Source organism: Pseudoalteromonas sp. S1612, assembly GCF_005887175.1.
GTDB classification, from domain to species: Bacteria; Pseudomonadota; Gammaproteobacteria; order Enterobacterales; family Alteromonadaceae; genus Pseudoalteromonas; species Pseudoalteromonas undina.
In genome coordinates, this window is the sequence record NZ_PNDH01000043.1 from 1 (window position 1) to 25,716 (window position 25,716).

The 25,716-nt window shown below is 40.5% G+C and carries 20 protein-coding genes and 1 pseudogene; 13 read left to right on the forward strand and 8 right to left on the reverse strand.

Annotation, left to right across the window (positions count from 1 at the left end):
- Window positions 1–395 precede the first annotated feature (395 nt).
- The 3 genes from CWB78_RS14580 to CWB78_RS14590 form a co-directional block, all read right to left on the reverse strand.
- Window positions 396–641 carry a YfhL family 4Fe-4S dicluster ferredoxin gene (locus tag CWB78_RS14580; RefSeq protein WP_138596202.1) on the reverse strand — a complete coding sequence of 82 codons (246 nt, stop codon included), beginning with the start codon at window positions 639–641 and terminating at the stop codon, window positions 396–398.
- Between the two features lie 3 nt (window positions 642–644).
- Window positions 645–2,039, reverse strand: coding sequence for a prephenate-dependent tRNA uridine(34) hydroxylase TrhP (gene trhP, locus CWB78_RS14585; RefSeq protein ID WP_138596204.1), 1,395 nt, complete (start codon window positions 2,037–2,039; stop codon window positions 645–647).
- Between the two features lie 317 nt (window positions 2,040–2,356).
- Window positions 2,357–3,682, reverse strand: coding sequence for a methyl-accepting chemotaxis protein (locus CWB78_RS14590; protein WP_010389430.1), 1,326 nt, complete (start codon window positions 3,680–3,682; stop codon window positions 2,357–2,359).
- A 270-nt stretch (window positions 3,683–3,952) separates the two neighbouring features.
- On the opposite strand from CWB78_RS14590, the gene ndk reads away from it, so the two are divergent.
- From ndk to der, 9 genes and pseudogenes are all read left to right on the forward strand, one after another.
- Window positions 3,953–4,384 (forward strand): nucleoside-diphosphate kinase, encoded by a 432-nt coding sequence (ndk, locus tag CWB78_RS14595; RefSeq protein ID WP_008111339.1) that lies wholly within the window; start codon window positions 3,953–3,955, stop codon window positions 4,382–4,384.
- A gap of 183 nt (window positions 4,385–4,567) precedes the next feature.
- On the forward strand, window positions 4,568–5,698 hold the full coding sequence (rlmN, locus tag CWB78_RS14600) for a dual-specificity RNA methyltransferase RlmN (RefSeq protein WP_010389431.1): 1,131 nt from the start codon (window positions 4,568–4,570) through the stop codon (window positions 5,696–5,698).
- 114 nt (window positions 5,699–5,812) lie between these two features.
- A pseudogene (gene pilW, locus CWB78_RS14605) lies at window positions 5,813–6,760 on the forward strand (type IV pilus biogenesis/stability protein PilW); the annotation flags it as partial.
- Window positions 6,761–7,084: 324 nt separating this feature from the next.
- A complete protein-coding gene (locus tag CWB78_RS14610; protein WP_054201415.1) occupies window positions 7,085–7,954 on the forward strand; it encodes a RodZ domain-containing protein in 870 nt (289 codons plus the stop codon).
- A gap of 5 nt (window positions 7,955–7,959) precedes the next feature.
- Entirely contained in the window at window positions 7,960–9,078 is a 1,119-nt protein-coding gene (gene ispG / locus CWB78_RS14615) for a flavodoxin-dependent (E)-4-hydroxy-3-methylbut-2-enyl-diphosphate synthase (RefSeq protein ID WP_138596208.1), read from the forward strand.
- Between the two features lie 187 nt (window positions 9,079–9,265).
- The gene (gene hisS / locus CWB78_RS14620) at window positions 9,266–10,546 is read left to right on the forward strand and encodes a histidine--tRNA ligase (RefSeq protein ID WP_010389440.1); all 1,281 of its coding nucleotides are present in this window, start codon (window positions 9,266–9,268) and stop codon (window positions 10,544–10,546) included.
- A gap of 44 nt (window positions 10,547–10,590) precedes the next feature.
- The gene (locus tag CWB78_RS14625) at window positions 10,591–11,211 is read left to right on the forward strand and encodes a YfgM family protein (protein WP_054201417.1); all 621 of its coding nucleotides are present in this window, start codon (window positions 10,591–10,593) and stop codon (window positions 11,209–11,211) included.
- A gap of 10 nt (window positions 11,212–11,221) precedes the next feature.
- Complete coding sequence (gene bamB / locus CWB78_RS14630) at window positions 11,222–12,400, forward strand: outer membrane protein assembly factor BamB (protein WP_138596210.1); 1,179 nt, start codon at window positions 11,222–11,224, stop codon at window positions 12,398–12,400.
- Window positions 12,401–12,493: 93 nt separating this feature from the next.
- Window positions 12,494–13,963 carry a ribosome biogenesis GTPase Der gene (der, locus tag CWB78_RS14635; RefSeq protein ID WP_010389444.1) on the forward strand — a complete coding sequence of 490 codons (1,470 nt, stop codon included), beginning with the start codon at window positions 12,494–12,496 and terminating at the stop codon, window positions 13,961–13,963.
- 54 nt (window positions 13,964–14,017) lie between these two features.
- Here the strand turns inward: der and CWB78_RS14640 are convergent, their stop codons facing one another.
- Entirely contained in the window at window positions 14,018–14,524 is a 507-nt protein-coding gene (locus tag CWB78_RS14640; RefSeq protein WP_138596212.1) for a TFIIB-type zinc ribbon-containing protein, read from the reverse strand.
- Window positions 14,525–14,564: 40 nt separating this feature from the next.
- Entirely contained in the window at window positions 14,565–14,687 is a 123-nt protein-coding gene (locus tag CWB78_RS19080; protein ID WP_283957129.1) for a hypothetical protein, read from the reverse strand.
- A gap of 264 nt (window positions 14,688–14,951) precedes the next feature.
- On the opposite strand from CWB78_RS19080, the gene CWB78_RS14650 reads away from it, so the two are divergent.
- Together CWB78_RS14650 and CWB78_RS14655 are read left to right on the forward strand one after the other, a co-directional pair.
- Window positions 14,952–16,679, forward strand: coding sequence for a DUF885 domain-containing protein (locus CWB78_RS14650; protein WP_138596214.1), 1,728 nt, complete (start codon window positions 14,952–14,954; stop codon window positions 16,677–16,679).
- Between the two features lie 131 nt (window positions 16,680–16,810).
- Window positions 16,811–18,121 carry a DASH family cryptochrome gene (locus CWB78_RS14655; protein ID WP_138596216.1) on the forward strand — a complete coding sequence of 437 codons (1,311 nt, stop codon included), beginning with the start codon at window positions 16,811–16,813 and terminating at the stop codon, window positions 18,119–18,121.
- 40 nt (window positions 18,122–18,161) lie between these two features.
- Here the strand turns inward: CWB78_RS14655 and CWB78_RS14660 are convergent, their stop codons facing one another.
- The 3 genes from CWB78_RS14660 to CWB78_RS14670 all read right to left on the reverse strand — a co-directional run bounded on the left by CWB78_RS14660 (window position 18,162) and on the right by CWB78_RS14670 (window position 21,637).
- Window positions 18,162–18,620: a TlpA family protein disulfide reductase gene (locus CWB78_RS14660; protein WP_138596218.1), complete on the reverse strand. Its 459-nt coding sequence runs from the start codon at window positions 18,618–18,620 to the stop codon at window positions 18,162–18,164.
- Between the two features lie 62 nt (window positions 18,621–18,682).
- Window positions 18,683–20,638: a hypothetical protein gene (locus tag CWB78_RS14665; RefSeq protein WP_138596220.1), complete on the reverse strand. Its 1,956-nt coding sequence runs from the start codon at window positions 20,636–20,638 to the stop codon at window positions 18,683–18,685.
- A 120-nt stretch (window positions 20,639–20,758) separates the two neighbouring features.
- Window positions 20,759–21,637, reverse strand: coding sequence for a LysR family transcriptional regulator (locus CWB78_RS14670; RefSeq protein WP_010389453.1), 879 nt, complete (start codon window positions 21,635–21,637; stop codon window positions 20,759–20,761).
- 96 nt (window positions 21,638–21,733) lie between these two features.
- Between CWB78_RS14670 and CWB78_RS14675 the strand changes: the two genes are divergently transcribed.
- Window positions 21,734–23,302, forward strand: a complete 1,569-nt coding sequence (locus tag CWB78_RS14675; RefSeq protein WP_138596222.1) for an NADH-quinone oxidoreductase subunit L — start codon at window positions 21,734–21,736, stop codon at window positions 23,300–23,302.
- Complete coding sequence (locus CWB78_RS14680) at window positions 23,299–25,716, forward strand: YbcC family protein (protein WP_138596224.1); 2,418 nt, start codon at window positions 23,299–23,301, stop codon at window positions 25,714–25,716. Before CWB78_RS14675 ends, CWB78_RS14680 begins: the two co-directional genes overlap by 4 nt.

Genomic DNA, 25,716 nt, shown 5'->3' on the forward strand with positions numbered 1-25,716 from the left:
CTGTTTGATTAAAGCAGATCATGTCAAATTTTACTAAATAAAAAAGGCATAGCTTTTCTAATAAAGCTATGCAGAGGTTATAGACTTATTAACTTATTTTAGGTTGAGGTTATAGCCACCATAAATGGTGCTTGTTAATAGACTTATCTAACTCTAGTACAGTTTAAAAAATATCATCACAAAGATTCATAGCCTAAGCCTTATTTAAACTTATATTACGGTAATTAAACTAGCCTATTTGATCAAATAAAATGGGGGTTCACAAAACAGTTTGTATCTAATTTTAAAAGACCCCAGTACTTTTTTTATATTGAGGACTTTAATAGTAACTTAAGTATTTATTATCTTTATAAATTATTAAGTTATAAATGTATTCATATAAACCACGCTATTATTTAATCCGTTAACCTCACGTATTTCTCAGCCAACTCATCTATACTTTCACGATGATTAGGGTCGGGCTTTATGCAGTCAATGGGGCATACGCTCACGCACGTTGGCTTGTCGTAGTGGCCCACGCATTCGGTGCACTTTGCGGGATCGATTTGGTAGATTTTGGCGCCCATATAAATGGCTTCATTTGGGCACTCTGGATCGCACATATCACAGTTAATGCATTTACTATTTATGAGTAAAGCCATGATTTAACCACTAACCACGGCTTTTTTAAACGGATTGCGGGTATCTTGGTTTTCATCCAAATTGCGCATCAGTATGGCGTGCTCTAAATCGATAGTGTCAGGCAGTGGAATTTTTACAATGTGGCCTGAACCTTTGGCATCGGTAATGCTTTCGCCTTTTTTATTTTCCATACTTTCTAGGGTAAAGCTAATATTGCCTTTCGGCGTCATTAGCTCTAATGAATGGCCGACACAAAACTTATTTTTTACATCTATTTCAACCAAACCATTAGCATTACGCCCTAATACCTCACCTACAAATTGCTGCTGAGTTGATACAGAGTGACCATATTCATAATTTTGATAATCTTGATGAGCATGGCGCTTTAAAAAACCTTCGGTGTAACCACGGTGTGCTAAGTTCTCAAGGGTTTTAAATAAGTCTGCATCAAATGGTTTACCTGCAACGGCATCGTCAATCGCTTTACGATACACCTGAGCGGTACGCGCAACATAATAAAATGACTTAGTACGCCCTTCTATTTTTAAGCTATGCACCCCCATTTTTGTTAGCTGCTCTACGTATTGCACGGCGCGTAAGTCTTTTGAGTTCATGATATAAGTACCATGCTCGTCTTCAAATGCGGGCATGTATTCACCTGGGCGGCCTTGCTCTTCAAGCATAAATACATCGTTACATGGCGCGCCTTCACCTAACGTAGGTATAACCGTTTTAGGGTCAATTTTATGTACCATTTCACCGGTTTCATTCTCAGTACCGGGTTTAACATCGTACTCCCAACGACACGCATTGGTGCACGTCCCTTGGTTAGGATCGCGCTTATTAATATAGCCTGAGAGTAAACAGCGCCCTGAATAGGCCATACACAGAGCACCATGGACAAATACTTCTAGTTCTGTTTCTGGGCATAAAGAGCGTATTTCACTTATTTCTTCAAGCGATAACTCACGAGATAAAATTACCCGTTCAATCCCCTGCTTTGCCCAAAACAATACGCTTGCGTAGTTTACTGCATTGGCTTGAACCGACAAATGAATTGGCATATCGGGCCACTTTTCACGTACTAGCATTATTAAACCCGGATCGGACATGATCAATGCATCCGGCTTCATAGCAATTACTGGCTCTATATCACGTAAATACGATTTCACTTTCGCATTGTGTGGGGCAATATTCGACACTACATAAAACTTTTTATTCAGCGCATGCGCTTCGTTAATCCCTGTTTGTAATGTATCTAAATCAAATTCGTTGTTGCGAACCCTTAAACTATAACGAGGTTGGCCCGCATATACAGCGTCGGCCCCATAGGCAAAGGCATAACGCATATTTTTTAAGCTACCTGCTGGGCAAAGTAGTTCAGGAATAAACGGGGTTGAAGAAGTAACTGCTGACATGTGCGCTCCATACATCGAACCGAGTTCAAGTCGGTTGCATGAATAATTATACCAACCCGCAATAATACTTAATCATTTTACGGGGCTAAACGTGTCGCTACCTGCGTTAAAAAAATCTCATTTAGAACAACTAAATAGCAATTTTTTGCCTAGCTATCAACACGTTTTTCCAGCCTCAAAATAGACCACTTAATTAAGCGAATTGGTATTAAGGAAAATAAACCGCGCAAGTATAATGAGGGGGCAAAAGAGAAACCTTGATCAAGATCATCAAAATTTCTCTTCTACGATAATAAATGAAGAGCAGCAGATTTAAGTTATTTTTTACTGCTTAATTGGTTCGAGAATTGACTAACGGCATCAACAACTTGTTGCGCGCCTTTTTTAATATCACTCATTACATCACCAGATTCTTTGGAAAGGTCTAAGCCTTGTTGCGCTTTATTTTTACCTTGCTCAATTACAGCAACGGTTGATTGAGTTAAATTTTGGTTTTGCTGTACAACATCCACTATTTCTTCGGTAGCTTTACTGGTTCTTGAGGCAAGTAAACGCACTTCATCAGCCACCACCGCAAACCCACGGCCTTGCTCGCCAGCACGCGCGGCCTCAATAGCTGCATTAAGCGCCAATAAATTAGTTTGATCAGCAATGCTGCTAATACTCTGCACTATGCTCGCAATAAGTTGCGATTGTTTATCTAATGCTGAAATTTCTTGAGCAGCTTGCTCCATTTGTACCGACAATTCGTTCATAACCTGTACAGTTTTTTGTACCACCTCCGCGCCTTTATCCGCGTTATTGTCAGTTTCGATAGAGGTGCCATGCGCAATATTTGCCGCTTGCTCTGTAGCCAGTTCTCTTTCTACTTGATCAGTGATCACCGTGGCAAATTTTACTACTTTGTAGAGCTCATTGGCTTCATTAAAAATCGGATTATATGATGCTTCTAACCACACCTCATGACCGTGCTTATCAATACGTTTAAATCTGCTCGCAATAAACTCGCCATTGCGCAACCGTTGCCAGAAGACTTGATACTCTTTACTACTCGCTTCTTGCTCATCACAGAACATACCATGATGTTTGCCCACCACATCTTGTCTTGAATAACTCATACTTTTTAAGAAGTTGTCATTAACACGCAGAACCATACCCTGAGTATCGAACTCAATAACCGCTGTTGAACGATGCAATGCTTTGATTAAATCTTCGTTTTCTCTCGAGCTTTCAATTATTTGTGTAAGCACAGTGCAATGCAGGGTTAAATACTCAAGCTGACCTTGCTCATTTTTTATCGGGTGTAAAATACAGCGTAACCAATCTCGTTGTCCGTTTTCGTGAGATACTTGAATAGCGCCAGCAAAATGTTCGGCTTTACTTAACGCTTTTTTAAAGGCATGAAAATCAGCGTTATTTCTCGCATTTTCTGAGATGAAATCTAAAATGTTTTTATTAATTATTTTATTATTTGAGTAGTTAAACTCTCGCTCAAAGTTTTTATTTTGTCTTAAAATAGCGCCTTGTTTATCAAGCTCTAATACCAGCATTTCACTGTCTAAACTTTGCTTAACCTGCTCCCTCACTGAAAGCTTACTTTGTAAATCAGCAATTTGAGTTTTTAAAGGTTGGTTAAAAAACATATTTTTACCTTAAAGTTTGCATGTATTCTTCATGCATTTGGAGTCGATAGACGCATTGATAATCGCTATCACTAAAAAAATACAAATCAGATGTGGCACTAATTTATAAACTCATATTAACGTTATAGCCACTTTTTTAGTTCAGTTAAGTATAGGTTGTTAAATTAAAATATTCGTCAACGTAGAATAAATTAGGTTTTTTTAACTAAAACGCGTATAATTCGCGCCCGTTAATATTCAACCTTTTATTTAAATTATTGGAGCACAAAGATGGCTTTAGAGCGTACTTTTTCAATCGTAAAACCTGATGCAGTTGCTAAAAACCACATCGGCGCAATCTACAACCGTTTCGAAACTGCGGGTCTTAAAATCGTTGCAGCTAAAATGGTTCACCTTTCACAAGAGAAAGCTGAAGGTTTCTACGCTGAACACAGCGAACGTCCTTTCTTTGGCGCTTTAGTATCTTTCATGACTTCTGGCCCAGTAATGGTTACCGTTCTTGAAGGCGAAAACGCTGTTCTTAAAAACCGTGAAATCATGGGTGCTACTAACCCTGCTGAAGCACTAGCTGGCACTTTACGTGCAGACTACGCTGATAGCATTGACGAAAATGCGGTTCACGGTTCTGACGCTGTTGAATCTGCTGCTCGCGAAATCGCGTACTTCTTCGCTGACGAAGAACTTTGCCCACGTACTCGTTAATTCGAGTTCACAGCTAACCCTGTGATGCAAAGTATGAAAAGGGCTTTCGAGCCCTTTTTTAGTCATTAAGTAAAGTATTAGCCGTTTATTTATGATGTTTTACTTAATGATTATAGTGGATGAATTGTGTACAATTCGTCCTTGTAAATTTTTACCATCACCGCCACCGATTGAGGTTGTTACATGACCGAGCAAAAAAAGATTAACTTATTAGATTTAAACCGAGATGCAATGCGTGAGCTATTTGTATCATTCGGTGAAAAGCCATTCCGTGGCGATCAGGTGATGAAATGGATTTATCATTTTGGCGTAGATAATTTCGACGAAATGAGTAACGTAAACAAAAAGCTAAAAGAAAAGCTTAAAAATGAATGCGAAATTGTTGCACCAGAAATATCAGTTCGCCAACAAGCCAGCGACGGTACCATCAAATACGCACTCGTGTTAGAAGGCGGTCAAGAAGTTGAAGCAGTTTGGATCCCAGAAAAAGATCGCGCCACCTTGTGTGTATCTTCTCAAGTGGGCTGTGCACTAGAATGTACTTTTTGCTCAACGGCTCAACAAGGCTTTAACCGTAACTTAAAAGTGTCTGAAATTATCGGCCAAGTATGGCGAGTAGCCAAAGATATTGGCCTAGATGGCAACAGCGAAAAACGTCCTGTCACTAACGTAGTGATGATGGGTATGGGCGAGCCGTTACTTAACGTTAAAAACGTGGTACCGGCGATGGAATTAATGATGGACGACTGGGGCTTTGGTTTATCTAAACGCCGCGTTACATTAAGCACCTCAGGTGTGGTACCTGCCCTTGATTTATTGAAAGAAAAAATAGACGTAGCACTGGCAATTTCATTGCATGCGCCAGATAACGCCCTGCGTGATATTTTAGTACCGATCAATAAAAAATACCCAATTGAAGAGTTTTTAGCTGCGTGTCGTCGTTACATTGACGGTTCAAAAGCCAATAAAGATGTGACTATTGAGTATGTAATGCTTAACGGTGTTAACGATAGTACCGATCAAGCTCATGAACTGGTTAAAACGTTAAAGGGAACGCCCTCGAAGGTTAACCTTATTCCATTTAATCCATTCCCAGGTAATGAATATACTCGTTCAAGCAACAGTCGAATTGATCGCTTCTCTAAAGTATTACAAGCTGCGGGGATTACCTGTATTGTTCGCCGTACTCGTGGAGATGACATTGACGCTGCCTGCGGCCAGTTAGCTGGCGATGTTGTAGACCGTACGAAGCGTATGGCGAAAAAGAAAATGCGTGATGACAATGCAATTGCAGTGAATATTCATCAAGCCTAATTTTTTGAGTAATCAAGAGCCTTTGTGATATATCGTTTATTTTTAAATAAATGATGCAACACAAAGGCTTTGAGGTAAGATAGAGGTTATGGATATAAATAAAGAGACAAAGTAATGCGATCTTTACTTACGTTAGCACTATCAACACTGTTTTTAAGCGGTTGTGTTACCGAGAATAGTTACAACGGCAGCGATAAACCGGTCCTCGAGAATAAAATTAATAACGATGGTGCAGCTCGCACGCGCATAGCATTGGCATTACAGTATTTAAATACAGGCAATAACTCTCAAGCGAAATATAACTTAGAACGTGCCAGCGAGTACGCCCCAAACTTACCCGAAGTACACTACTCTTTAGCATACTATTACCAACAAGTTGGCGAGAACGGATTAGCCGACAAAGCCTATCAAAAAGCGTTGGCCATTAAGCCAAATGATCCTAACACCTTAAACAACTACGGCACGTTTTTGTGCAGTATTAATGAGTATGACCGCGCCACCGATCAGTTTTTAAAAGCGATTGAAATACCCAGTTATATTCGTGTAGCGCAAAGCTATGAAAATTTGGCTCTATGTGCCATTGAGTTTAACGATTTCACCAACGCCGAAAGCTATTTTCAGCAAGCACTAAACCATAGTTCACAACGCGCATCTACATTAATAAGCTTAGCCGCTTTATATTACGCAAAAAGCGACTTGTACAAAGCCAGCAACTTAATAAAACGTTATGACGATACCGCGCAAGTTTCTTCTCGCGCTTTATTGCTTGGCTATTTGGTTAAACAACGAATGGGTAAAATTGAAGACGCAGAAAAAATTGCGACAACCTTATTACAAACCTACCCTAGTAGTATGCAAGCTAACGCTATTCGCGATAACCAGTTAAGACGAACAGAATTTGAAGTACTACGTGAAAAATATCGCCAAGCACAGTTAGATGAATTACAAGAAAGTAGTAATAACAATCAAATTATTGCTGAGCCGAAAATAAAGGTTATTCGTAAAAAAAGCCCCATACCGACTTCAAATAGCGAAGCGTCAGGTGAGCAAACTAAAAAAATACGCTAGATAATTACACACCTTTTAGCTGTAAACCAAAATATAGCCTTAAGGATGATGTGTAAAAGCCTGTTTTAGGGTAAAGCAATTTAGCATTTCAGTGTGATACAATGCTAGACTACTACGAATAAGGTGTATTAAAGGACTTAAAAACACATAAATTTTATCTAAACACGGTATAGTTTTTAAGATATTGAATGTAGTCCCTTTTTATAGTGCGCCTTAGCAACAAGAATTAACGAATACCAAAAAATAAAAACGAAGTCTTACTCTGGTTGTTAAGCCAAAACATAAACTTTTACTAGTGGATCCAAACTGATACACATTATGAATGAAGATAATACACAACCGCAGAACGATGAACCCTCTGTAGGTCAAATACTAAAAACACATAGAGAAAATGCAAACATTAGCCTTGCTAAGATTGCATCATTATTAAAGTTGACTGAATCGCAAGTTCAACATATTGAAAACGACGAATATCATTTACTAGGCGCAAAAACATTTGTTAAAGGCTACATAAAAAATTATTGTCGCACGCTAAACATTGATAGCACTGCTATTTTAACTATGCTGCCAGCCTATAGCACATCAGATAAGCCTGTAGATATGCAAAGCTTTTCAAGACGTACAGAAAAAGAAGCGCATGACAGCCGACTAATGACGGTAAGTTATTTAATTTTAGCCATTGTTATTGGCTCATCTGCTGTATGGTGGTGGCAAAATGCAATGCCTATTGATGAACAAACTAACACTATTAATGCAAATAACTCTCTTATCTCGGAGCAACAAAAAAGCACAAAACTGTTAGCAGAAGCTGCCGATGAAGCACAATCAAATGAGATTGAGCCTGCACCACAAGCAAACTCAAGCATATTCAATGAACAACAAACAATTCAAGCTGCGCCAGTTAATAATGCACAAAGTCAAAGTGAACCAACAAGCAGTGATTTAAGCACTATTATTATGATGTTTAATGACGAAAGCTGGGTTGAAATCCACGATGCCAACGATGAGAAAATTGCATTTGGTGTAAAAAAAGCAGGCTACGAAATGACCTTGACTGGTGTAGCGCCTTTTTCAGTGGTATTAGGCAAGCACGATGTTGTTCGTATTACCCTAAATGGTGAGCCAGTTGATATTTCGGCTTTTCCTAAAAACCGTTTAGCTAAATTTAAATTACCCTTAGCAGAGTAGTCGCTATGTTTTCAGAATCTCCTATAAAACGCAGAAAATCCACCCGCATTAATGTGGGTAATGTTCCAATTGGTGATGGTGCACCAATTGCAGTGCAGTCAATGACTAACACAGACACAATGGACATTGATGCCACTGTAGCTCAAATTCAAGCGATTCAAGATGCCGGTGCTGACATAGTCCGTGTATCTGTTCCAACTATGGATGCCGCTGAAGCATTTAAAAGTATTAAAGAGCAGGTATCGATACCGCTGGTTGCTGATATTCACTTTGACTACCGCATTGCATTAAAAGTAGCAAAGTATGGCGTTGATTGTTTACGTATTAACCCAGGAAACATTGGCAGTGAAGAGCGTATTAGAGCGGTTGTCGACTCAGCCCGTGAGCACAACATTCCAATTCGTATTGGCGTAAATGGTGGATCACTTGAGCGCGACCTACAAGAAAAATACGGCGAGCCAACACCTGAAGCCTTACTTGAGTCGGCTATGCGCCATGTAGATATATTACGTCGCTTAGACTTTGACCAATTTAAAATCTCGGTGAAAGCGTCAGACGTATTTTTAGCGGTTGGCGCGTATCGTCTACTTGCAAAAGAAATCGACCAGCCACTGCATTTAGGTATTACCGAAGCAGGCGGCATGCGCTCTGGTTCAGTTAAATCGGCCGTTGGTTTAGGCATGTTATTGGCTGAAGGTATTGGTGACACGCTGCGTGTATCATTAGCAGCGAATCCAGTTCAAGAAATAAAAGTAGGCTTTGATATATTAAAATCATTGCGTATTCGTTCTCGCGGCATTAATTTTATTGCTTGCCCTAGCTGTTCACGCCAAGAGTTTGATGTAGTAAGCACCATGAATCAACTTGAAGAGCGTTTAGAAGATATTATTGAGCCAGTTTCAGTGTCAGTCATTGGCTGTGTGGTTAACGGACCAGGCGAAGCATTAGTGAGTGATATTGGCCTTGCCGGCGCAAACCGTCGCTCAGGTTTATACATTAATGGCGAACGCCAAAAAGCCCGTATTGATAACAATAATATTGTTGATCAACTTGAAGGCTATGTACGCGATTTCATTGAACAGAAGCAACAACAAACTCCAATCGACATAAAAATCGTAGAGTGATGTGTTGTTACAACACTATGTATTTAAATGACCTTTTTTAGTCGCGGTATTCACAACGTAGTATAAATTACGTACGCTCCGCTACGCTCGCAATTACCTTATAGTTAAGGTTATAATGCAGGGTCGATTTTTTAGTTTTACGTGGTTGCAACCCAGGGTTGCACATAAACAGATTTAGGATTTATCAGTGGCAAAACAAATTCAGGCAGTTCGCGGTATGAACGATTGCCTGCCAGGCGATACGCAAGTTTGGCAGAAAGTAGAACACATTTTACGCGAGACCGTATCATCGTTTGGTTATCAAGAAATTCGTTTTCCAATTGTAGAATCAACCGACCTATTTAAACGCTCTATTGGTGAAGTAACCGATATAGTAGAAAAAGAAATGTACACCTTTGCCGATCGTAACGGCGACAATTTAACCTTGCGCCCGGAAGGGACTGCAGTGTGTGTACGTGCAGGTAACGAAAATGGCCTGTTATACAATCAAGAACAACGCCTTTGGTACATGGGCCCTATGTTTCGCCATGAACGCCCACAAAAAGGTCGTTACCGTCAATTTCATCAGTTTGGTTTAGAGACTTTTGGTATTGCCAGCGCCGATATTGACGCCGAAGTTATTTTACTCACGGCGCAACTTTGGGAAGCATTTGGCATTACTGACCATGTGCGTTTAGAACTTAATTCATTAGGTTCAAACGAAGCTCGCGCACAATACCGCGATGCCTTAATCGCCTTTTTAGAACAACATACCGATGTACTAGATGAAGATTCAAAACGTCGTATGTACTCTAACCCACTGCGCGTTTTGGATACTAAAAATCCAGATATTCAGGCAATCTTAGTCGATGCACCAAAGTTATCTGAACATTTAGATGCTGAATCAAAAGAACATTTTGAAAATTTATGTGAACGATTAGATGCCGCAGGCGTCAAATACACGGTTAATGAAAAGCTGGTACGTGGCTTAGATTATTACAACCGCACTGTATTTGAATGGGTAACCGACAGCTTAGGTGCACAAGGTACTGTATGTGCTGGTGGTCGTTATGATGGTTTAGTAGAACAATTAGGCGGTAAATCAACCCCTGCGGTAGGTTTCGCGATGGGTTTAGAGCGCTTGGTTTTACTGCTTCAAGCACTTGAATGTGTAGGTGACATACGCCGTAGTGCTGATGTATATTTAGCAGCTATGGGCGACAAAGCCAGTATTCAAGCGCCTATAATTGCATCTACCTTACGTCGTGATGTACCTGGATTACGCGTAATGGTGCACGCTGGCGGTGGTAACTTTAAAAAACAACTTAAACGTGCTGATAAAAGCGATGCTCTCGTCGCAATTATTATCGGTGAAGATGAATTAGAGCAAGGCGTTGTGACTATTAAATACTTACGTGAACGTAAAGAACAAGTCACACTAGAACTAGAACAAGCTAAAACGTTACTTGCAGAACTAATTAATAGCTAAATTATATAAAGCGTAAGTAGTGAAGCGCTTTAACAGAGGTAAGCATGGAAATTTATTCAACAGAAGAACAACAAGCAGAAGCAATTAAACGCTTTTTTCGTGAAAACGGCCTTTCACTAGCGTTAGGCGTTATTGTTGGTTTAGGTGGTTTATATGGCTGGAAAGCATACAACCAAAATCAGATAACGACTGCAGAGCAAGCATCTGATGCATACACTAAGCTTGTTGAAAGCGACAGCGTATTAGCTTCTGCTGATGCATTTATCAGTGAAAACAAAGACACTCAGTACGCAACTCTAGCGGCATTTGTTGCTGCAAAAGAAGCTGTAGATGCCCAAAACTTAGATTTAGCAAATGAAAAATTAAGCTGGATTGTAACTAACGTTGATAACGCCCAGCTTAAAGCCATTGCAACAACACGTTTAGCACGTGTGCAAATTGCTCAGCAGCAATACGATGATGCATTGAGTACATTAAATGCTCCTCTTCCTGAAGCATTTAACGCAAATGTGGCTGAATTAAAAGGTGATATTTACACTCAACAAGGCAATAAAGAGCAAGCACGCGTGGCTTACCAAGCTGCTGTTGATGCAGGTGGATTAACGAGTAATCCTCTTTTACAAATTAAGTTAGATGACCTAGCAGTAACTAGCCCAGCGGCATAAGGTTTTAGGCATGAGAAAAATAACAACAGCAACGCTTGCCCTATGTATGGCAACCCTAATGGGGTGTTCTTCAAGTGATGACGAAGAAGAACTGGTGCTTCCAGAAATAGCCAATCAATTTGAAACTGATGTGGTATGGCAAGAATCTATTGGTAACGGTGTAGAGCATTACTTTTCACGCCTATCACCTGCTGTTTATAAAGAGACAGTGTATGTTGCTAGCCGTGAAGGCCAAGTAGAAGCCTTATCACTTGCCAATGGCGATACCCAATGGGAAACCGACGTTCGCCAAGATTTATCGTTTTGGCCTTGGAGCGATAACGATAGTGCAAAATTATCAGGCGGAATATTACAAGCTTATGGTAAAATCTATTTAGGCTCTGAACATGGTTATGTAATTGCACTTGACCGTGAGACTGGTAAAGAAATCTGGCGTAAAAAAGTACCTGGCGAATCACTCTCTAAACCCGCTGCAGGCGATGGCTTAATCTTTGTAAATTTAGCCTCAGGTAAGTTACTTGCGCTTCACCCAGATACTGGTGAAGAACGCTGGAGCTTTGAGCAAGAAGTGCCACCGCTGACTTTACGCGGTCAAAGTTCACCTACTGTGGCTAACGGTGGTGTGTTACTAGGCCTAGAAACAGGTAAGTTAAGTGTTTTAATTTCTGAGAGTGGCTACTCGGCATGGAGTGCAGAAATTGCAGTGCCAAAAGGCGCATCAGAGTTTGAACGTTTAGTTGATGTAGATACGCAGCCTATTATTAGCGGTCCATTTGCTTATGCTATTGCATACAATGGTAACTTATCAGCAGTAGATATTCGTTCAGGTAATGTTGTATGGAAACGTGAATACAGCAGCTACCGTGAAATTAGCATGGATTTGCAAACAATTTACGTTGTTGATAGTAACGGCGTTGTTTATGCACTTGATAAAGATTCGGGCATTGAACGTTGGAGCCAACCCGCTCTTCGTGGCTGGTACTTAACAGGTCCAGCGGTTGCCGGTAATTATTTAGCGTTAGGTGACCAAGAAGGCAATTTGCATTGGTTAAATAAAGACACTGGCGAGCTAGTATCTCGTGAAGACTTTGACAGCTCAGGTTTTTTTGTTGAGCCCGTTGTCGCTGACGATAAATTGATTTTATACACCCGCGATGGTGAAGTTAGCGCGGTAAAAATACCGAACTAACTGTCTACTATTAGTGTAAGGCACTAATAGTTAATTATTTTTTGTAAGGCTTCGCACTGCGAAGCCTTTTGTTGTTTTTTAAAGAGGTAGTTTATGCTTCCCGTGATCGCTCTTGTAGGGCGACCCAATGTGGGCAAATCCACATTATTTAACCGTTTAACACGTACTCGTGATGCACTCGTTGCCGACTTTCCTGGCTTAACGCGTGATAGAAAATATGGCCAAGCAAATTACGATGGCTTTGAATTTATCGTGGTAGATACGGGCGGTATTGATGGTTCAGAAGAAGGTATCGAAACCGAAATGGCTGATCAGTCATTACTAGCCATTGAAGAAGCGGATATTGTTTTATTTTTAGTTGATGCTCGCGTGGGTATGACAGTGGCTGATCAAGCTATTGCTAACCACTTACGTAAGCAAGAGAAAAAATGTTTTGTTGTTGCCAATAAAACAGACGGCATTGATGCCGACTCAAACTGTGCTGAATTTTATCAACTTTCACTTGGTGAAGTTCATCATATCGCTGCCGCACATGGCCGTGGTATTACTTTACTGCTTGAGCAAACTCTTCAGCCTGTTATTGCTGAACTTGCCGCTCTTGATGAAGATGTAGCCGATGACGATGAAGAACTTATCGACTTATATCAAGAAGGTGAAGAAGATGACACCGATCACCAAGCGTTTGCCGACAAGCCGGTAAAGCTGGCAATTATTGGTCGTCCAAATGTAGGTAAGTCAACCCTTACTAACCGTATACTAGGTGAAGATCGTGTTATTGTATACGATATGCCAGGTACAACCCGCGACTCAATTTACATTCCGATGACCCGTAACGACAAAGAATATATTCTTATCGATACCGCTGGTGTGCGTAAACGTAAAAAAGTAAGTGACGTGGTTGAGAAATTCTCAGTCATTAAAACGCTACAAGCAATCGAAGATTGTAACGTCGTGTTATTAGTGGTTGATGCCCGCGATGGTATTTCTGATCAAGACTTAAGCCTGTTAGGTTTTGCGCTTAACTCAGGGCGCTCATTAGTTATTGCCGTGAATAAGTGGGATGGTCTAGATAACTACGTTAAAGACCGTATTAAGACTGAGCTTGATCGTCGTTTAGGCTTTATTGATTTTGCCCGCCTACACTTTATCTCTGCTCTGCATGGTACTGGTGTTGGTCATTTATTTGAATCAGTTGACGAAGCGTATGAGTCGGCAACTAAGCGGATTAGTACTGCTATGTTGCGTCGTATTATGGACATGGCACAGGCCGACCATCAGCCACCACTTGTTCGTGGACGTCGTGTTAAGCTTAAGTATGCGCATGCTGGGGGCTACAATCCGCCACGTATCGTTATTCATGGTAACCAAGTACATGACTTACCTGATAGCTACAAACGCTACCTCATGAACTACTATCGTAAAGCACTAAAAATTATGGGTACGCCAATCAAAATTGAATTTAGAGAAGGCGATAACCCATTTGCAGGGCGCACTAATAAAGTAACCCTGTCGCAAAAACGTAAAATTCGCGCGTTTAGTAAAGAAAACCGCAATAAGTCATAACGATTTTGATTAAGTCAGTTTAATAAAACGGTGTACTTTATAGTACGCCGTTTTTTATGATTCAAAATTAAGTAATGCCAATTGCACCAGCCGTTCAACTGTGGTGCCTTGAAGGTTTTTAGGCGCTTTAGGATAATATTTCGATTTTGGCGTTTTAATAGTTATAAACCCATGATTGGTGGCCATTTCGTGGGCTAGCAGTTTTCGTTCTTTGGGTGTTAAATGGTTTTCATGTATTTTGCTTAATTCGCCACTATCAAGCCATATTCCCGCACAGCTAGGGCACTCATCTATTTCAACTGCTTTTAGCGGTGAAAAATACCTACGCATCATCACTATGCTTGGGCATTTAGGGCAATTTACTCGCATTGCGACTTCACCCTCACCTTCGGCATAATTACTTAAATACTTAAGTAAAACCTGACCATTTTTTAACTCTGGCGAGCTAAATTTAAAAATTTGGCTGTTATCGAAAAAAACGCCTCCTAACGACGATGTATAAACAGTGATACCGCCAACTAATATAGACTCCAATGGTGTATTCGTACGAGGGCACAACATTTTCAAAATCCTTTTTATTTTAATACCTAAAGTTAAATAGTTATTCTAACGCTTTGTGTATCAGGCCAATTAATGGTGGTAGCAATGTAGTGTGACCTGCCAATACAAACTCATGTGCATCATCTGACATTTTTTTCACGTACAGCAAGTAATCCAAATCCATTTCTCTTCATCATAATCGGATTTCGAACCTGCAAAGCTAAGCATGAAATGCTCAATAAATATTTGGGTGTTGGCTATTCGCCTTATCAGTTAGCAAAATACGTTATTAAATATCGCTACTCCAATATGTTTTATTTTAAACACCAGTAAAACAATAAGCTAGACTGCTGTTAAAAACCAACGCATTAATTGAGTGAACTTGTTATTATCGTAAAATAGGCACGCGCATGAATAACAATTAAAACTCTAAAAAGTGAAATTCAACATGTTTAAAAAAACAATTTTAGCTATTTGTTTAGCAGCCACCTCGCTGCCAAGCTTAGCCGACAGTAGCAGCGACTTAACAACCATTATTGATAACCATTGGGAAAATGCGAAAGCAGAAAAAATATTTTTTAGAACCGATCCAGACGGTTGGAAACCAAACGGCACATTGCCAAATTGGAGTGAGCAAGCCATTGCTAAGCGCCAAGCTTACAACAACAGCGTACTAAAAAGCTTAGCCAGCATTGACCCAAAAACACTCAATAGCGAGCAGCTAATGAACTACCGCTTATTTAAATATGAGCGAGAAACAGAGCAGCAAAGCTACCTTTATCAAGATAAGTATTTTCCGGTTAATTTTTTAAGTGGCTGGCATACTTACTTTGCAGAAGCGCCAGCTAACATGGCCTTTTTAACTGCCGAGGATTACGATGCATTTTTAGTTAGCCTTAGTGACTACCCTCGTTTTAATCAGCAAAACATTAATTTAATGAAACAAGGCATTCAAACCGGTTTTACACATTACTGCGAAACGTTTAAAAATTATGGCCAAAGCATTAACGCTCATATAGTTAAACAACCTGAGAATAGCGCCTTATATGAGCCATTTACCCGCATCCCTAATACATTTAGCGCAGCGCAAAAAGAAACTTACCAAAATAAAGCTAAAACAATAATTACCTCAAAAGTTGTGCCTGCTTACGAGCACTTTTACGACTTTTTTGAAAACGAATATATGCCGCACTGTAGAACGCAGCCGGGTATTGCAAGCATCAAAGGTGGCCTTGATTATTACAAGTACACGGTTAATTACTACACCACCACTAATGCTACTCCTAAACAAATTCATGAACTTGGTCTAAAAGAAGTGGCGCGCATTAAAGCACAAATGCAAGCCATTATTGATAGCGTTGGTTTTGAAGGCAGCTACAGCGACTTTTTAAAAATTTTAGCAACCGATGAGCAATTTTACGCAAAAGACGCCCAAGACTTGCTAGAAAAAACCGCTTTTATAACGCAAAAAATGTATGGCAAACTCCCCACTTACTTTGGCCATTTACCGCGTAACACCTTTACTATAAAAGGCTCAGCGAGTCGTGGTGCGTTTTATATGCCACCGCCAGATAACCGCTCACCTGGCACTTACTTTTTAGCCTCAACTCCAAAACTTCAGCCTTTATATAATTTAGAAGCACTTAGCCTGCACGAAGCTATTCCTGGGCATCATTTACAAAACGCCATTGCAATGGAGTTAGACGTTCCTGAATTTAGACGCACACTGAGTCACTCAGCATTTGGCGAGGGCTGGGCACTTTATACAGAGCGTTTAGGTAAAGAAGCGGGCTTTTACCAAAGTCCATACAGTGACTTTGGTCGTTTAGGCTACGAAATGTGGCGCGCAGTGCGCTTAGTGGTTGATACCGGCATTCATGCCTTTGGCTGGAGCCGCCAAAAGGCGATTGATTATTTGGCTGATCATACCGCCTTGCCACAAAGCGCCGTGGAAGATCAAATAGACCGCTATATTTCATGGCCAGGCCAAGCGCTTTCATACAAAATGGGCGAAATTAAAATACGCGAACTGCGTGCAAAAGCCGAAAAACAGCTAGGCGCTAAATTTGATATACGCAGCTTTCACGACACCGTTATTGGTCAAGGTTCACTTCCTATGGCGGTACTTGAAGATGTAATTAACGACTGGATCGCACAGCAAAAATTAGCTATCTAAGATACAACGGAAACAAATTGAGAGGCGGTATTATTATCGCCTCTTTTTAAAGCCCTTTTAAACACCTCAAAACTAATCTCTGCTCGCTTTTGCTTCGTAAAATAAATGATTTTAAAAAACCAGAGCATAAGATGAAAAAACGTATTCTGTATTGGCTGCAAAATGACTTGCGCATTGACGACAACCCCATACTCAATGATTTATCACAGCAACAATGTGAGTTGGACCTGGTCTTTGTGATTAACCCTGCTTGGTTTAAAAGCAATAACTACCAACAAAAACCCTATGGTGTCCACAAACAACGCTTTTTAATGCAAAGCCTATATGAGCTACAGGAGTCTGTTTTAGAGCTTGGCCAAACTTTACATATTATTGAAGGCGATCCAGTTGAGGTATTAACACAGCGTATTAATGAGCTTAGCATTGACGAAGTTGTATATAGCCAGCAAATAGGTGTATATGAACAGCGCCAAATTAGTGCTCTTAAGTCAAAATGCACGACTGTGGTATTTAAATCTGTGATGCAAGATACTTTATATCAACAACAGCAACTGCCCTTTGAACTAGCTAATTTACCAACCGGCTTTACACCTTTTAGAAAAAAGATCGAAGCGGCAGAAATTAGTTTAGCCACACATACATTTTCAGCGGCAAGATTGCCTCCACCTATTATACTTTGCGCAAAACAACCGATAGAAAAGCCAGCAACAGGGAATACACAATTACTTGGTGGGCATCAGGCTGCGCTTGAGCACTGCCAGCAGTACTTTTCATCGGCTTTACCGAGTAGCTATAAAATCACTCGCAATGAGCTGGATGGCTTTGATAACTCAACAAAATTTAGTAGTTGGCTGGCTTTTGGCTGTATTAGTGCCAAGCAAGTTTTTTGTGCTGTAGATGCTTATGAAGCGCAGTATGGAGCAAACGAGTCAACTTACTGGATCAAGTTTGAATTGCTCTGGCGTGAGTATTTCAAGTGGCATGCAATTAATGTTAAGCATCAGTTATTTACCTTTAAAGGTAAGAAACAAAGCTCGCCACTTACCACGTTTAGCCCGAATCGTTTTGCTAAATGGTGCCAAGGCAGTACACCTTACCCGTTAGTTAATGCCATTATGAAAGAGCTAAACGCAACGGGCTTTATTAGCAATCGCTCAAGACAAATCGTTGCTAGCTGTTTAGTAAACGAACTACAACTAGACTGGCGTTATGGTGCGGCTTACTTTGAGCAACAGTTAATCGATTACGATATGGCGTCAAATTGGGGTAATTGGCAATATATTGCTGGAGTTGGTGTCGATCCGCGCGGCGGACGTCACTTTAATTTGCAAAAACAAACTCAGCAATACGATCCGCACGGTGAGTACATTGCCAAGTGGCAAGGAAATGAGCATTGCGATGCACAATTAGATGACTTAGACGCCGCTGATTGGCCAGTGTAAAAATAAAACCTCGAACATGATATTGGCTAGCTGACTCTCGTTATAAGCCTAAGGTTAAATCTTGGGCGAGAGTGTCGCTGGATTTTTCTACTACGCGGTTAACTTCAACTCCGTTATGCTTAACAATAAAAGTGGGGGTATATTGTAAGTCATGCGCTAGGGCAATACCTGCCTCATCACGTTTGTCATAACCGACTGTAACAAAAGTTATTTTCGAGAGTTTAACCTTAGACTCATCGAGTAACTTTATTAATCGAGGTACTTCACGGGCACTGTCATGACACCACGTACCTAAAAGCACTAACACCTCTTTACCTGCTAGTTTTTGCATCAATGCAACGTCTTGCGGTGTAGGCGAAAATGTTTGGTATTGCTTAGCAAATTTATCGTGCTCGCTTAATAAACGCTTAGCAGTAATAGCGTCCGAGTGTGGTTTGAACGTTGCATTCACTGCCAGTGGTAAACTCAACATTAAAAGAAAAATTAATTGTTTAAACATAATCTTATACTTAAAAAGCATTTTAGTTACTATACCCACAATCGAGCTTAAGTAAATAAAAGTTACTTGCTTTTATCCATAAAATCATCCACTTGTGATAAAACGGCTAAGTACTCACGTTTGACTTCTTTGTTTTGTTCTAATTTATCTAAATCACCGATTAACGTCACTAATTGCGTATGTGAATAACTCGATGTTGTTCTAAATTCGTTCGACGCCCCCACACCACTGAGTCGTTTTCTTTCATCCATACGATGACTATCTTCATTTTTCTCGAGCCAAATATCGTTAATAAGACGAATATTACTCTCACTGGTGGATGTTTCTTTCAATTCCTTTTTTAGCTCGTATTGAGATATTTCGGGATTAAACTGATACACTTTTTTATCTACATCCACCTCATGAGACTGATCAAGGGCAACCAATTCGTTATTTTTTACAGCGGTACCAATAGTGTAATTTTCTTGTTTATCATAATAATCAGGAGGGATGTCTGAGCGGTTACCTTCTTCATAATTAAAACGCGTGCTCGCCGTTTTATCTTGAGTAACCCCAGTTAACCCTGCTGATTTTTGGTGTTCTGTATTTTGACTCAGCTTTGTGGTGCTTGTTGCTATGTAATCCCCCTGATCCATTGCAAAAGAGAATTTTGCATCAAAATCAGCTAACTTAGAAATACCATCACCTAAGGAATTTTTATTACTACTACCTAGCCCTTGGTAGCGCGGATCTTTGGTGATCATGTTGTCAACTAAATTAGCGACAAGCTCGCGTCCATTACTAAACTGCTTTGTAGCAACCGACTCAATTTCACTATAGCGCTCAGCAGCTGATGACATACTACTAAACGCACTTTTAAAAACAGCCAACCCTTGTTTCATCACTTCATCACTTTTGTGACCAAACGCAGAACGTGTACTTTTCTCAGAGCTATTGAGCTGGCTATCTTCTAAGCTTTTATCGAGCGCTTTTATGTATTGTTGCATTTGGCTTTTGTCTTGAGCGCCAATGGTTGACATATCAAGCGAAAAATCAATATTGTTTTGTCCGTTTACCGATTCAAACTCCAGTATTTGCTGCTCAGAATCCTCATCAAGGGTATAACTTAAATTAAGCTCATTATCTATTCCAAGGAGCGCTCCATCAGCATCGCCAGTATTTCCCTCTGACGTTGAAAAGTACAAATCAAAACCCGAAAGTTCTTTATTATCAAAATTGCTCAGAAAACTTAAATCTAAATCAGCTTGGTTTGCGGGTACGTAACGACTGTAAGCGCTTTGTTTAGCCTTAAAAAATTCATCCGCCATTTCACCAACACCAGAAAGTACTTGCGTTAATGCTTGGTGTTCAGTCTCAGATAAGTCGCCATCCACTTTATAACTTATGCTAAATTCGTCAGTGGTTTCGCCTGTTTCCTCATCATAACCTTGCGCAGAATGAAAGGTGATTTTAATAACATCACCTTCTTTGGTTTTTACCGAAAGCTCAAACCCATAGTTATCATCGTCTTCAAACCGCTCGCGATTAAAGCTTTCCATGAAAGGATTAAGTGAGCGTTCAACACGCTGTTGGCTAGATGCTAAAAATGTTTTTTGATTAAATCCCAGTTGCCCCAAGTTTGATAAAATATCGCTAGTGTTGGCATAAGCACCTTGGATATTTTTTACAGAAGAATTTAAGCGCTCAATTAACTGATCGCTACGTTCGTTTTTTAATAAGCCCTCTTGCTGAGAGCTTATTACCGTACGTAGTGCAACCTCTTCACTAGAGAGCTTATAATTTGGGCCACTGGGTGTGCTGGAAATCGTGAGTAACGAGGATAATTGCTGATTAAGTATTTCATCGACTTGTTGGTCACTAAACTGACTAAGCATTTCATCAGTGATTGTTGCCGAACTTGGCGCTAAGTGAGCACGCGATTGCAAACCTGTGGGCATACTGGTTTGGTTTGAATTATTGACCGATTGGGCAAGCAACGTATTTAAGTTAGCATAATTGCCTTGTAGTTTATTAACCATGATTATCCTTAATCTTCAGTACAATATAAATACGGTATCGGCCAACGAATTAAAAGCTTTAATTAGTTTTTTATTATTTAAAAATAAAGTAGTTACGCAAAAAACATTTTTTAAAAGTAATTAGCAGGTTTTGGCAAGCAGCGACTTTAATATGTCTGGTACAAATTTTCGCTGCGCGGTAATGGCATAGAAGTGTTCGAAAGCATCGGGTAAACGCTGATATTCAACCAGTAGGCCTTGTTCTATTTCATCCTTTACTACAACTGATGGCAATACCGATAACGCACCACTATCACGGGCAAGTAATCGCAGCATAGCCATATCATCAGCCTCTGCTTTTATTTTTGGCTGATACTGCCAACGAGCACACAAAGCATTAAATGAGTCTCTAATAGCTGAGGTTTTAGCGGGTAACACCCACTGTGCATCCGTGTAACCTGCTGGAAATTGGCCACGTATTTTTTTATCAGCTGGGCCAACTATAGCTAATGGCTGGCGAGATACCAACTGACTTTGCCAAAGCTGATCGTAGTGCTCAAGCCCGATGGGTTTATTGGTTAAAACTAAATCCAGTTCGTGCTCTGCCAAACCATTTAGCAGCCCATCCATACGACCTGCAGTCAGTGAAAATCGTACTTCGTCATTGCTCATTAAGGGGTTAATAAATTCTTCGATAAAGTTACGAGAGAGCGTATTGAGCACCCCGATTGATAAATGCTGAGTTTGGGAAATCACCCCTTTATGAATAAAAGAAGACAGCTCTTCCCCTTTGGTGAATATATCGTTGGCGTACATTTGCACCCGCTTTCCCATATCGGTTAATGCGAGTGTGCGGCCTTTACGTTCAAATAACTCAATATTAATGGTGTGCTCTAATTGTTTTATTTGCGTAGAGAGCGCTGACTGCGACAAATGCAGTTCTTTCGCGGCTTGGGTTAAGTTACCAATACGAGCAACCGACCAAAAATAATATAAGTGATGATAATTTAAACGGCTCATTACTGTTCTCTTTTATAGAACGTTTATATGCATTATATCTATTTTTATTTAGTTATCTAGTTTGCCATACTTTGATCACTAAATAAGGAGCACTGAATGAGTGAGTATATTATTTCGTTGTTACTGCTAATAATGCCTTTGAGCACATTTATAGCAGCCTGGTTAATTGGCCAACAATCGCGCGCTTCAAATGGTCATGTGCTGTTTAAAGTAATGGTGTTTAATAGCATTGCATTTATAACAGCTATTACGCTTCATCAAATTTATGCTTTTGATTTACTCAGTTTCTTATCGCTGACCATGACCCGAATTATTATGCTGGGGCTTATATTATTTATCACGCTGATATTGATTCGCTTTTGTAAGCACTATATGCAAGGTGAGCCACGTGTAAACTACTTTTGGCGATGGCTATTACTTACCATCACTGCCGTATTAGTTGTGGTTATGAGCAACCACTTAGCGCTATTTTGGCTAGGCTGGGTGGCGATAAGTTTAGCACTACATAAACTATTAATGTTTTACCCTGAGCGCCCTCGAGCGGTGCTCGCCGCCCATAAAAAATTTATTGTGGCACGTGTTGCCGAATCCTTATTACTGATTGCATTTGGTATTTTGTGGTTCATTCACAATAGTCTGTACATAACTGATATAACCGCCTTTTATTACACCACCACGCTACCACTGTCTTTTGCAGAGCAAGTCGCTGCTTTTTTAATTGCCTTTGCGGCTTTAATAAAATGCGCTCAACTCCCAATACACGGCTGGCTAATTAAAGTGGTTGAAGTACCCACACCGGTGAGCGCTTTATTACATGCCGGAGTCATTAATTTAGGAGGCTTTTTATTAATTTTATTTGCGCCTTTGTTTATTCAAGCTAGCGCAGCACAATGGTTAATTTTAATTGTTGCTGGCTTAACTACAGTGATCAGCGCATTAATAATGACCACCCGAATAAGCGTTAAAGTTCGGCTTGCTTGGTCTACTAGTGCGCAAATGGGGTTGATGCTGGTAGAGTGTGCGCTGGGGTTATTTGAACTGGCTATGCTTCACCTTGTTACCCACTCAACTTATAAAGCTTTCGCATTTTTAAACTCAGGTAATGGCGTAAATGAAGATCTTATCCGCCGCCATATTCCAAAACAATCACCTACATGCTTTGCTTGGTTAACAGGTGCGTTAATTTCAATAATAATAGTTGGCGCAGCATGGGTTATTAGCTCTTATCAGGGAGCGGTAAGTATTTGGTTGCTTTTAGCATCAGCATTAACCATTTTGCTTGCTAATCAGCATGGTACGGCTACTGCAAAAACACGTAGTAAAAAACTGTTAATTGCACTATTGGTGGTCTTTAGCTATGTGGCAGCTAAAAATATCTTTGCGTTTGCACTTCCCCTTGAGCAGTGGCGCGAACCTGCATTTAGCCTAGCCGACAGTTGGGTAATAGCTCTTATTTTAACCTTAATGATAACAAGCTACTATTTGCGTTATCAGTCTTGGCGACCTCAGGTTAAGTCATTATCCACTTTATTATTTGCAGGCTTGTATTTGGATGAGTGGTTTACACGATTAACACTAAAAATATGGCCGATAAATTTGCCTAATAATGGCCACACTGATTTAAAAAATCATGCCGCTGGGATCACTATTGAGGAATCAAAATGAGCACTCTAACGCCTTCAGATAATAGAGCACTCTCGCTAAGCGACAGTCAAAATAGCCTACTTAATAAAGTATGCGGTTACATAGCACCAAACTGGCCGTTAGATCAGATGATTGCAGTTAACCCATTTTGGGAAATGCGCCATATGCCAATTGAAGATGTAAGCGCACGACTGGATACCTTATGTAATGCCAACATGCTAATGCCTAAAGATTTTTATCTGCAAAAATATAACACCGGCATAATTACCGACAAACACTTAGCCGATGCCGCAACGCTACTTAATAGTGACTTTAATAAAGAGCAACTATTACAAGCGCTTAGAGTTGATGTGCCATTAGTAGACTGGCACAACATTGCTGATTTACTCGACCTGCAACGTAATAAGCATAAAATGGCTTGGCATGATGAAATTACTCATCAGTTAAGTCAGTTTTGTGCTGCGCATTATCAACAACTCGGTCCCATGCTGCATCGAAATGATACTCAAGCCCCATCTGAATTATATCGCCATTGGCTAACTGTTATTCAAGCGGATAAAGGCATTAGCATTGTTATGGATGAACGGCATTTAAATGGCTATTTTAAGCGATTACCCACATCCGCAGATGAACTGATTGCACTGACCCTTAAAACGCTTAATATAAACAATGATTCGTTAGAGTTATACGCTCACTCATTGCTTTTAGATATTAACGGTTGGGCATCTTGGCTTGCGTATTTGCGCTTTCAAGGTCAGCTTTACGACACGCCAACAGATGAGATGAAGCAACTTCTGGCCATGCGCATGGCATGGGACTTAGTGATTTGGCAGTACCTAGCCAATCACGATAGTACTACATTTAAACAACTACAAAGTCAGTGGCAACAAGAAAAAGCGCTTGTCGTTGAGCGCTTACATGCACATAAACTAGCACAAAAACCATTATGGGTGTGGGCAAAAGCGCTAGAACTCAGCTTTCAATATCCACTTAATGATGCGCTGCAAACCGCGACTAAAGCCCCCGTGACAAACGCTCAATTACAAGCGGTGTTTTGTATTGATGTTCGCTCGGAAGTGATTCGCCGTGCGCTAGAGTCTCAAAGTCAACATATTGAAACGTTTGGCTTTGCCGGTTTTTTTGGTTTACCGCTGGAATATCAAGAAAATGGCAGTGCTATTACTCGCCCACAGCTCCCTGGGCTACTTAAACCGGCTATACATGCCACGCAAGCTCACAAAGACGCTACACTTGAAGCATCACGCCAAAATAGTGCCACATGGCAAAGCTGGTCAAAATCGGCCCCTTCATCGTTTTCTATGGTTGAGTCAGCAGGTTGGCTATACGCATTTAAATTAATAAAAAATACCTTTTTATCTCAAGGCGATGCTAAAAAGTGCACTCCGACTGACTGGCAATTAACACAAAACCAGCAGCAACTTACCCTAAAAGACAAAACCGACTTAGCTCAAAAAGTGCTTAACACCTTAGGAATAAAAGAGTTTGCGCCGCATGTTATGTTGGTAGGTCACGCCAGCCATACAACTAATAACTTGCATAGCGCTGGCCTAGATTGCGGCGCCTGTGGCGGACAAAGTGGTGAAGTAAATGTACGAGTACTCGCAAGCCTACTTAACGATGCTCAAGTACGTCAAGCGCTTAAAACTCGGGGACTCACACTGTCAGAAAACACCCAGTTTATTGCAGCCATTCATAATACAACTACAGATGTGATCACCACCTATGATGCTCAACTGGATGATAATCTAAAAAAATGGCTCAGTGTGGCTACACAAACAGCTCAGCGCGAACGCTTAGTTAATATAGAGCCAAAGCTGATTGATAAATCAGCGGATGAAATTAATCACGCTTATCATCAACGCGCCCGCGATTGGTCGCAGGTGCGGCCTGAATGGGGACTTGCAAATAATGCCGCCTTTATTGTCGCGCCGCGCGCATGGACGCGAAGTATTAACTTACAGGGGCGCTGTTTTTTACACGATTATGATTGGGAAAGCGATGGCGACTTTGCGATATTAGAGCTTATTATGACTGCGCCTATGATAGTCACCCATTGGATCAATAGCCAATATAATGCCTCGGTTAACGATAATCACAAATACGGCAGTGGTAATAAAATACTTCACAATGCGGTGGGCGGTAATATTGGCTTATTTGAAGGTAACGGTGGCGACCTGCGCATAGGCTTAGCCATGCAATCGCTACACAATGGCGATAAATGGATGCACGAACCTATTCGCCTTAATGTATATATTGCTGCGCCACAATCAGCAATCGCAGCCATTTATAACAAGCATACTATGGTGAAGGAACTAATTGATAACCACTGGCTAACACTCATTCGTTGGGGCGATGACAACACCCTAGAGCGCTTTGAAAATGGGCACTTCACTACAATTGCCCCCTCTAAATAG

Excerpts from the sequence above, each read along its gene's own strand:
- bamB (WP_138596210.1), top strand. The coding sequence starts at position 11,222 with ATGAGAAAAATAACAACAGCAACGCTTGCCCTATGTATGGCAACCCTA.
- CWB78_RS14580 (WP_138596202.1), bottom strand. The coding sequence starts at position 641 with ATGGCTTTACTCATAAATAGTAAATGCATTAACTGTGATATGTGCGAT.
- CWB78_RS14625 (WP_054201417.1), top strand. The coding sequence starts at position 10,591 with ATGGAAATTTATTCAACAGAAGAACAACAAGCAGAAGCAATTAAACGC.
- CWB78_RS14650 (WP_138596214.1), top strand. The coding sequence starts at position 14,952 with ATGTTTAAAAAAACAATTTTAGCTATTTGTTTAGCAGCCACCTCGCTG.
- trhP (WP_138596204.1), bottom strand. The coding sequence starts at position 2,039 with ATGTCAGCAGTTACTTCTTCAACCCCGTTTATTCCTGAACTACTTTGC.
- rlmN (WP_010389431.1), top strand. The coding sequence starts at position 4,568 with ATGACCGAGCAAAAAAAGATTAACTTATTAGATTTAAACCGAGATGCA.
- der (WP_010389444.1), top strand. The coding sequence starts at position 12,494 with ATGCTTCCCGTGATCGCTCTTGTAGGGCGACCCAATGTGGGCAAATCC.
- CWB78_RS14640 (WP_138596212.1), bottom strand. The coding sequence starts at position 14,524 with ATGTTGTGCCCTCGTACGAATACACCATTGGAGTCTATATTAGTTGGC.
- CWB78_RS14610 (WP_054201415.1), top strand. The coding sequence starts at position 7,085 with ATGAATGAAGATAATACACAACCGCAGAACGATGAACCCTCTGTAGGT.
- CWB78_RS14660 (WP_138596218.1), bottom strand. The coding sequence starts at position 18,620 with ATGTTTAAACAATTAATTTTTCTTTTAATGTTGAGTTTACCACTGGCA.
- ispG (WP_138596208.1), top strand. The coding sequence starts at position 7,960 with ATGTTTTCAGAATCTCCTATAAAACGCAGAAAATCCACCCGCATTAAT.
- CWB78_RS14680 (WP_138596224.1), top strand. The coding sequence starts at position 23,299 with ATGAGCACTCTAACGCCTTCAGATAATAGAGCACTCTCGCTAAGCGAC.
- ndk (WP_008111339.1), top strand. The coding sequence starts at position 3,953 with ATGGCTTTAGAGCGTACTTTTTCAATCGTAAAACCTGATGCAGTTGCT.
- CWB78_RS14655 (WP_138596216.1), top strand. The coding sequence starts at position 16,811 with ATGAAAAAACGTATTCTGTATTGGCTGCAAAATGACTTGCGCATTGAC.
- CWB78_RS14675 (WP_138596222.1), top strand. The coding sequence starts at position 21,734 with ATGAGTGAGTATATTATTTCGTTGTTACTGCTAATAATGCCTTTGAGC.
- CWB78_RS14590 (WP_010389430.1), bottom strand. The coding sequence starts at position 3,682 with ATGTTTTTTAACCAACCTTTAAAAACTCAAATTGCTGATTTACAAAGT.
- CWB78_RS14670 (WP_010389453.1), bottom strand. The coding sequence starts at position 21,637 with ATGAGCCGTTTAAATTATCATCACTTATATTATTTTTGGTCGGTTGCT.
- CWB78_RS19080 (WP_283957129.1), bottom strand. The coding sequence starts at position 14,687 with ATGGATTTGGATTACTTGCTGTACGTGAAAAAAATGTCAGATGATGCA.
- CWB78_RS14665 (WP_138596220.1), bottom strand. The coding sequence starts at position 20,638 with ATGGTTAATAAACTACAAGGCAATTATGCTAACTTAAATACGTTGCTT.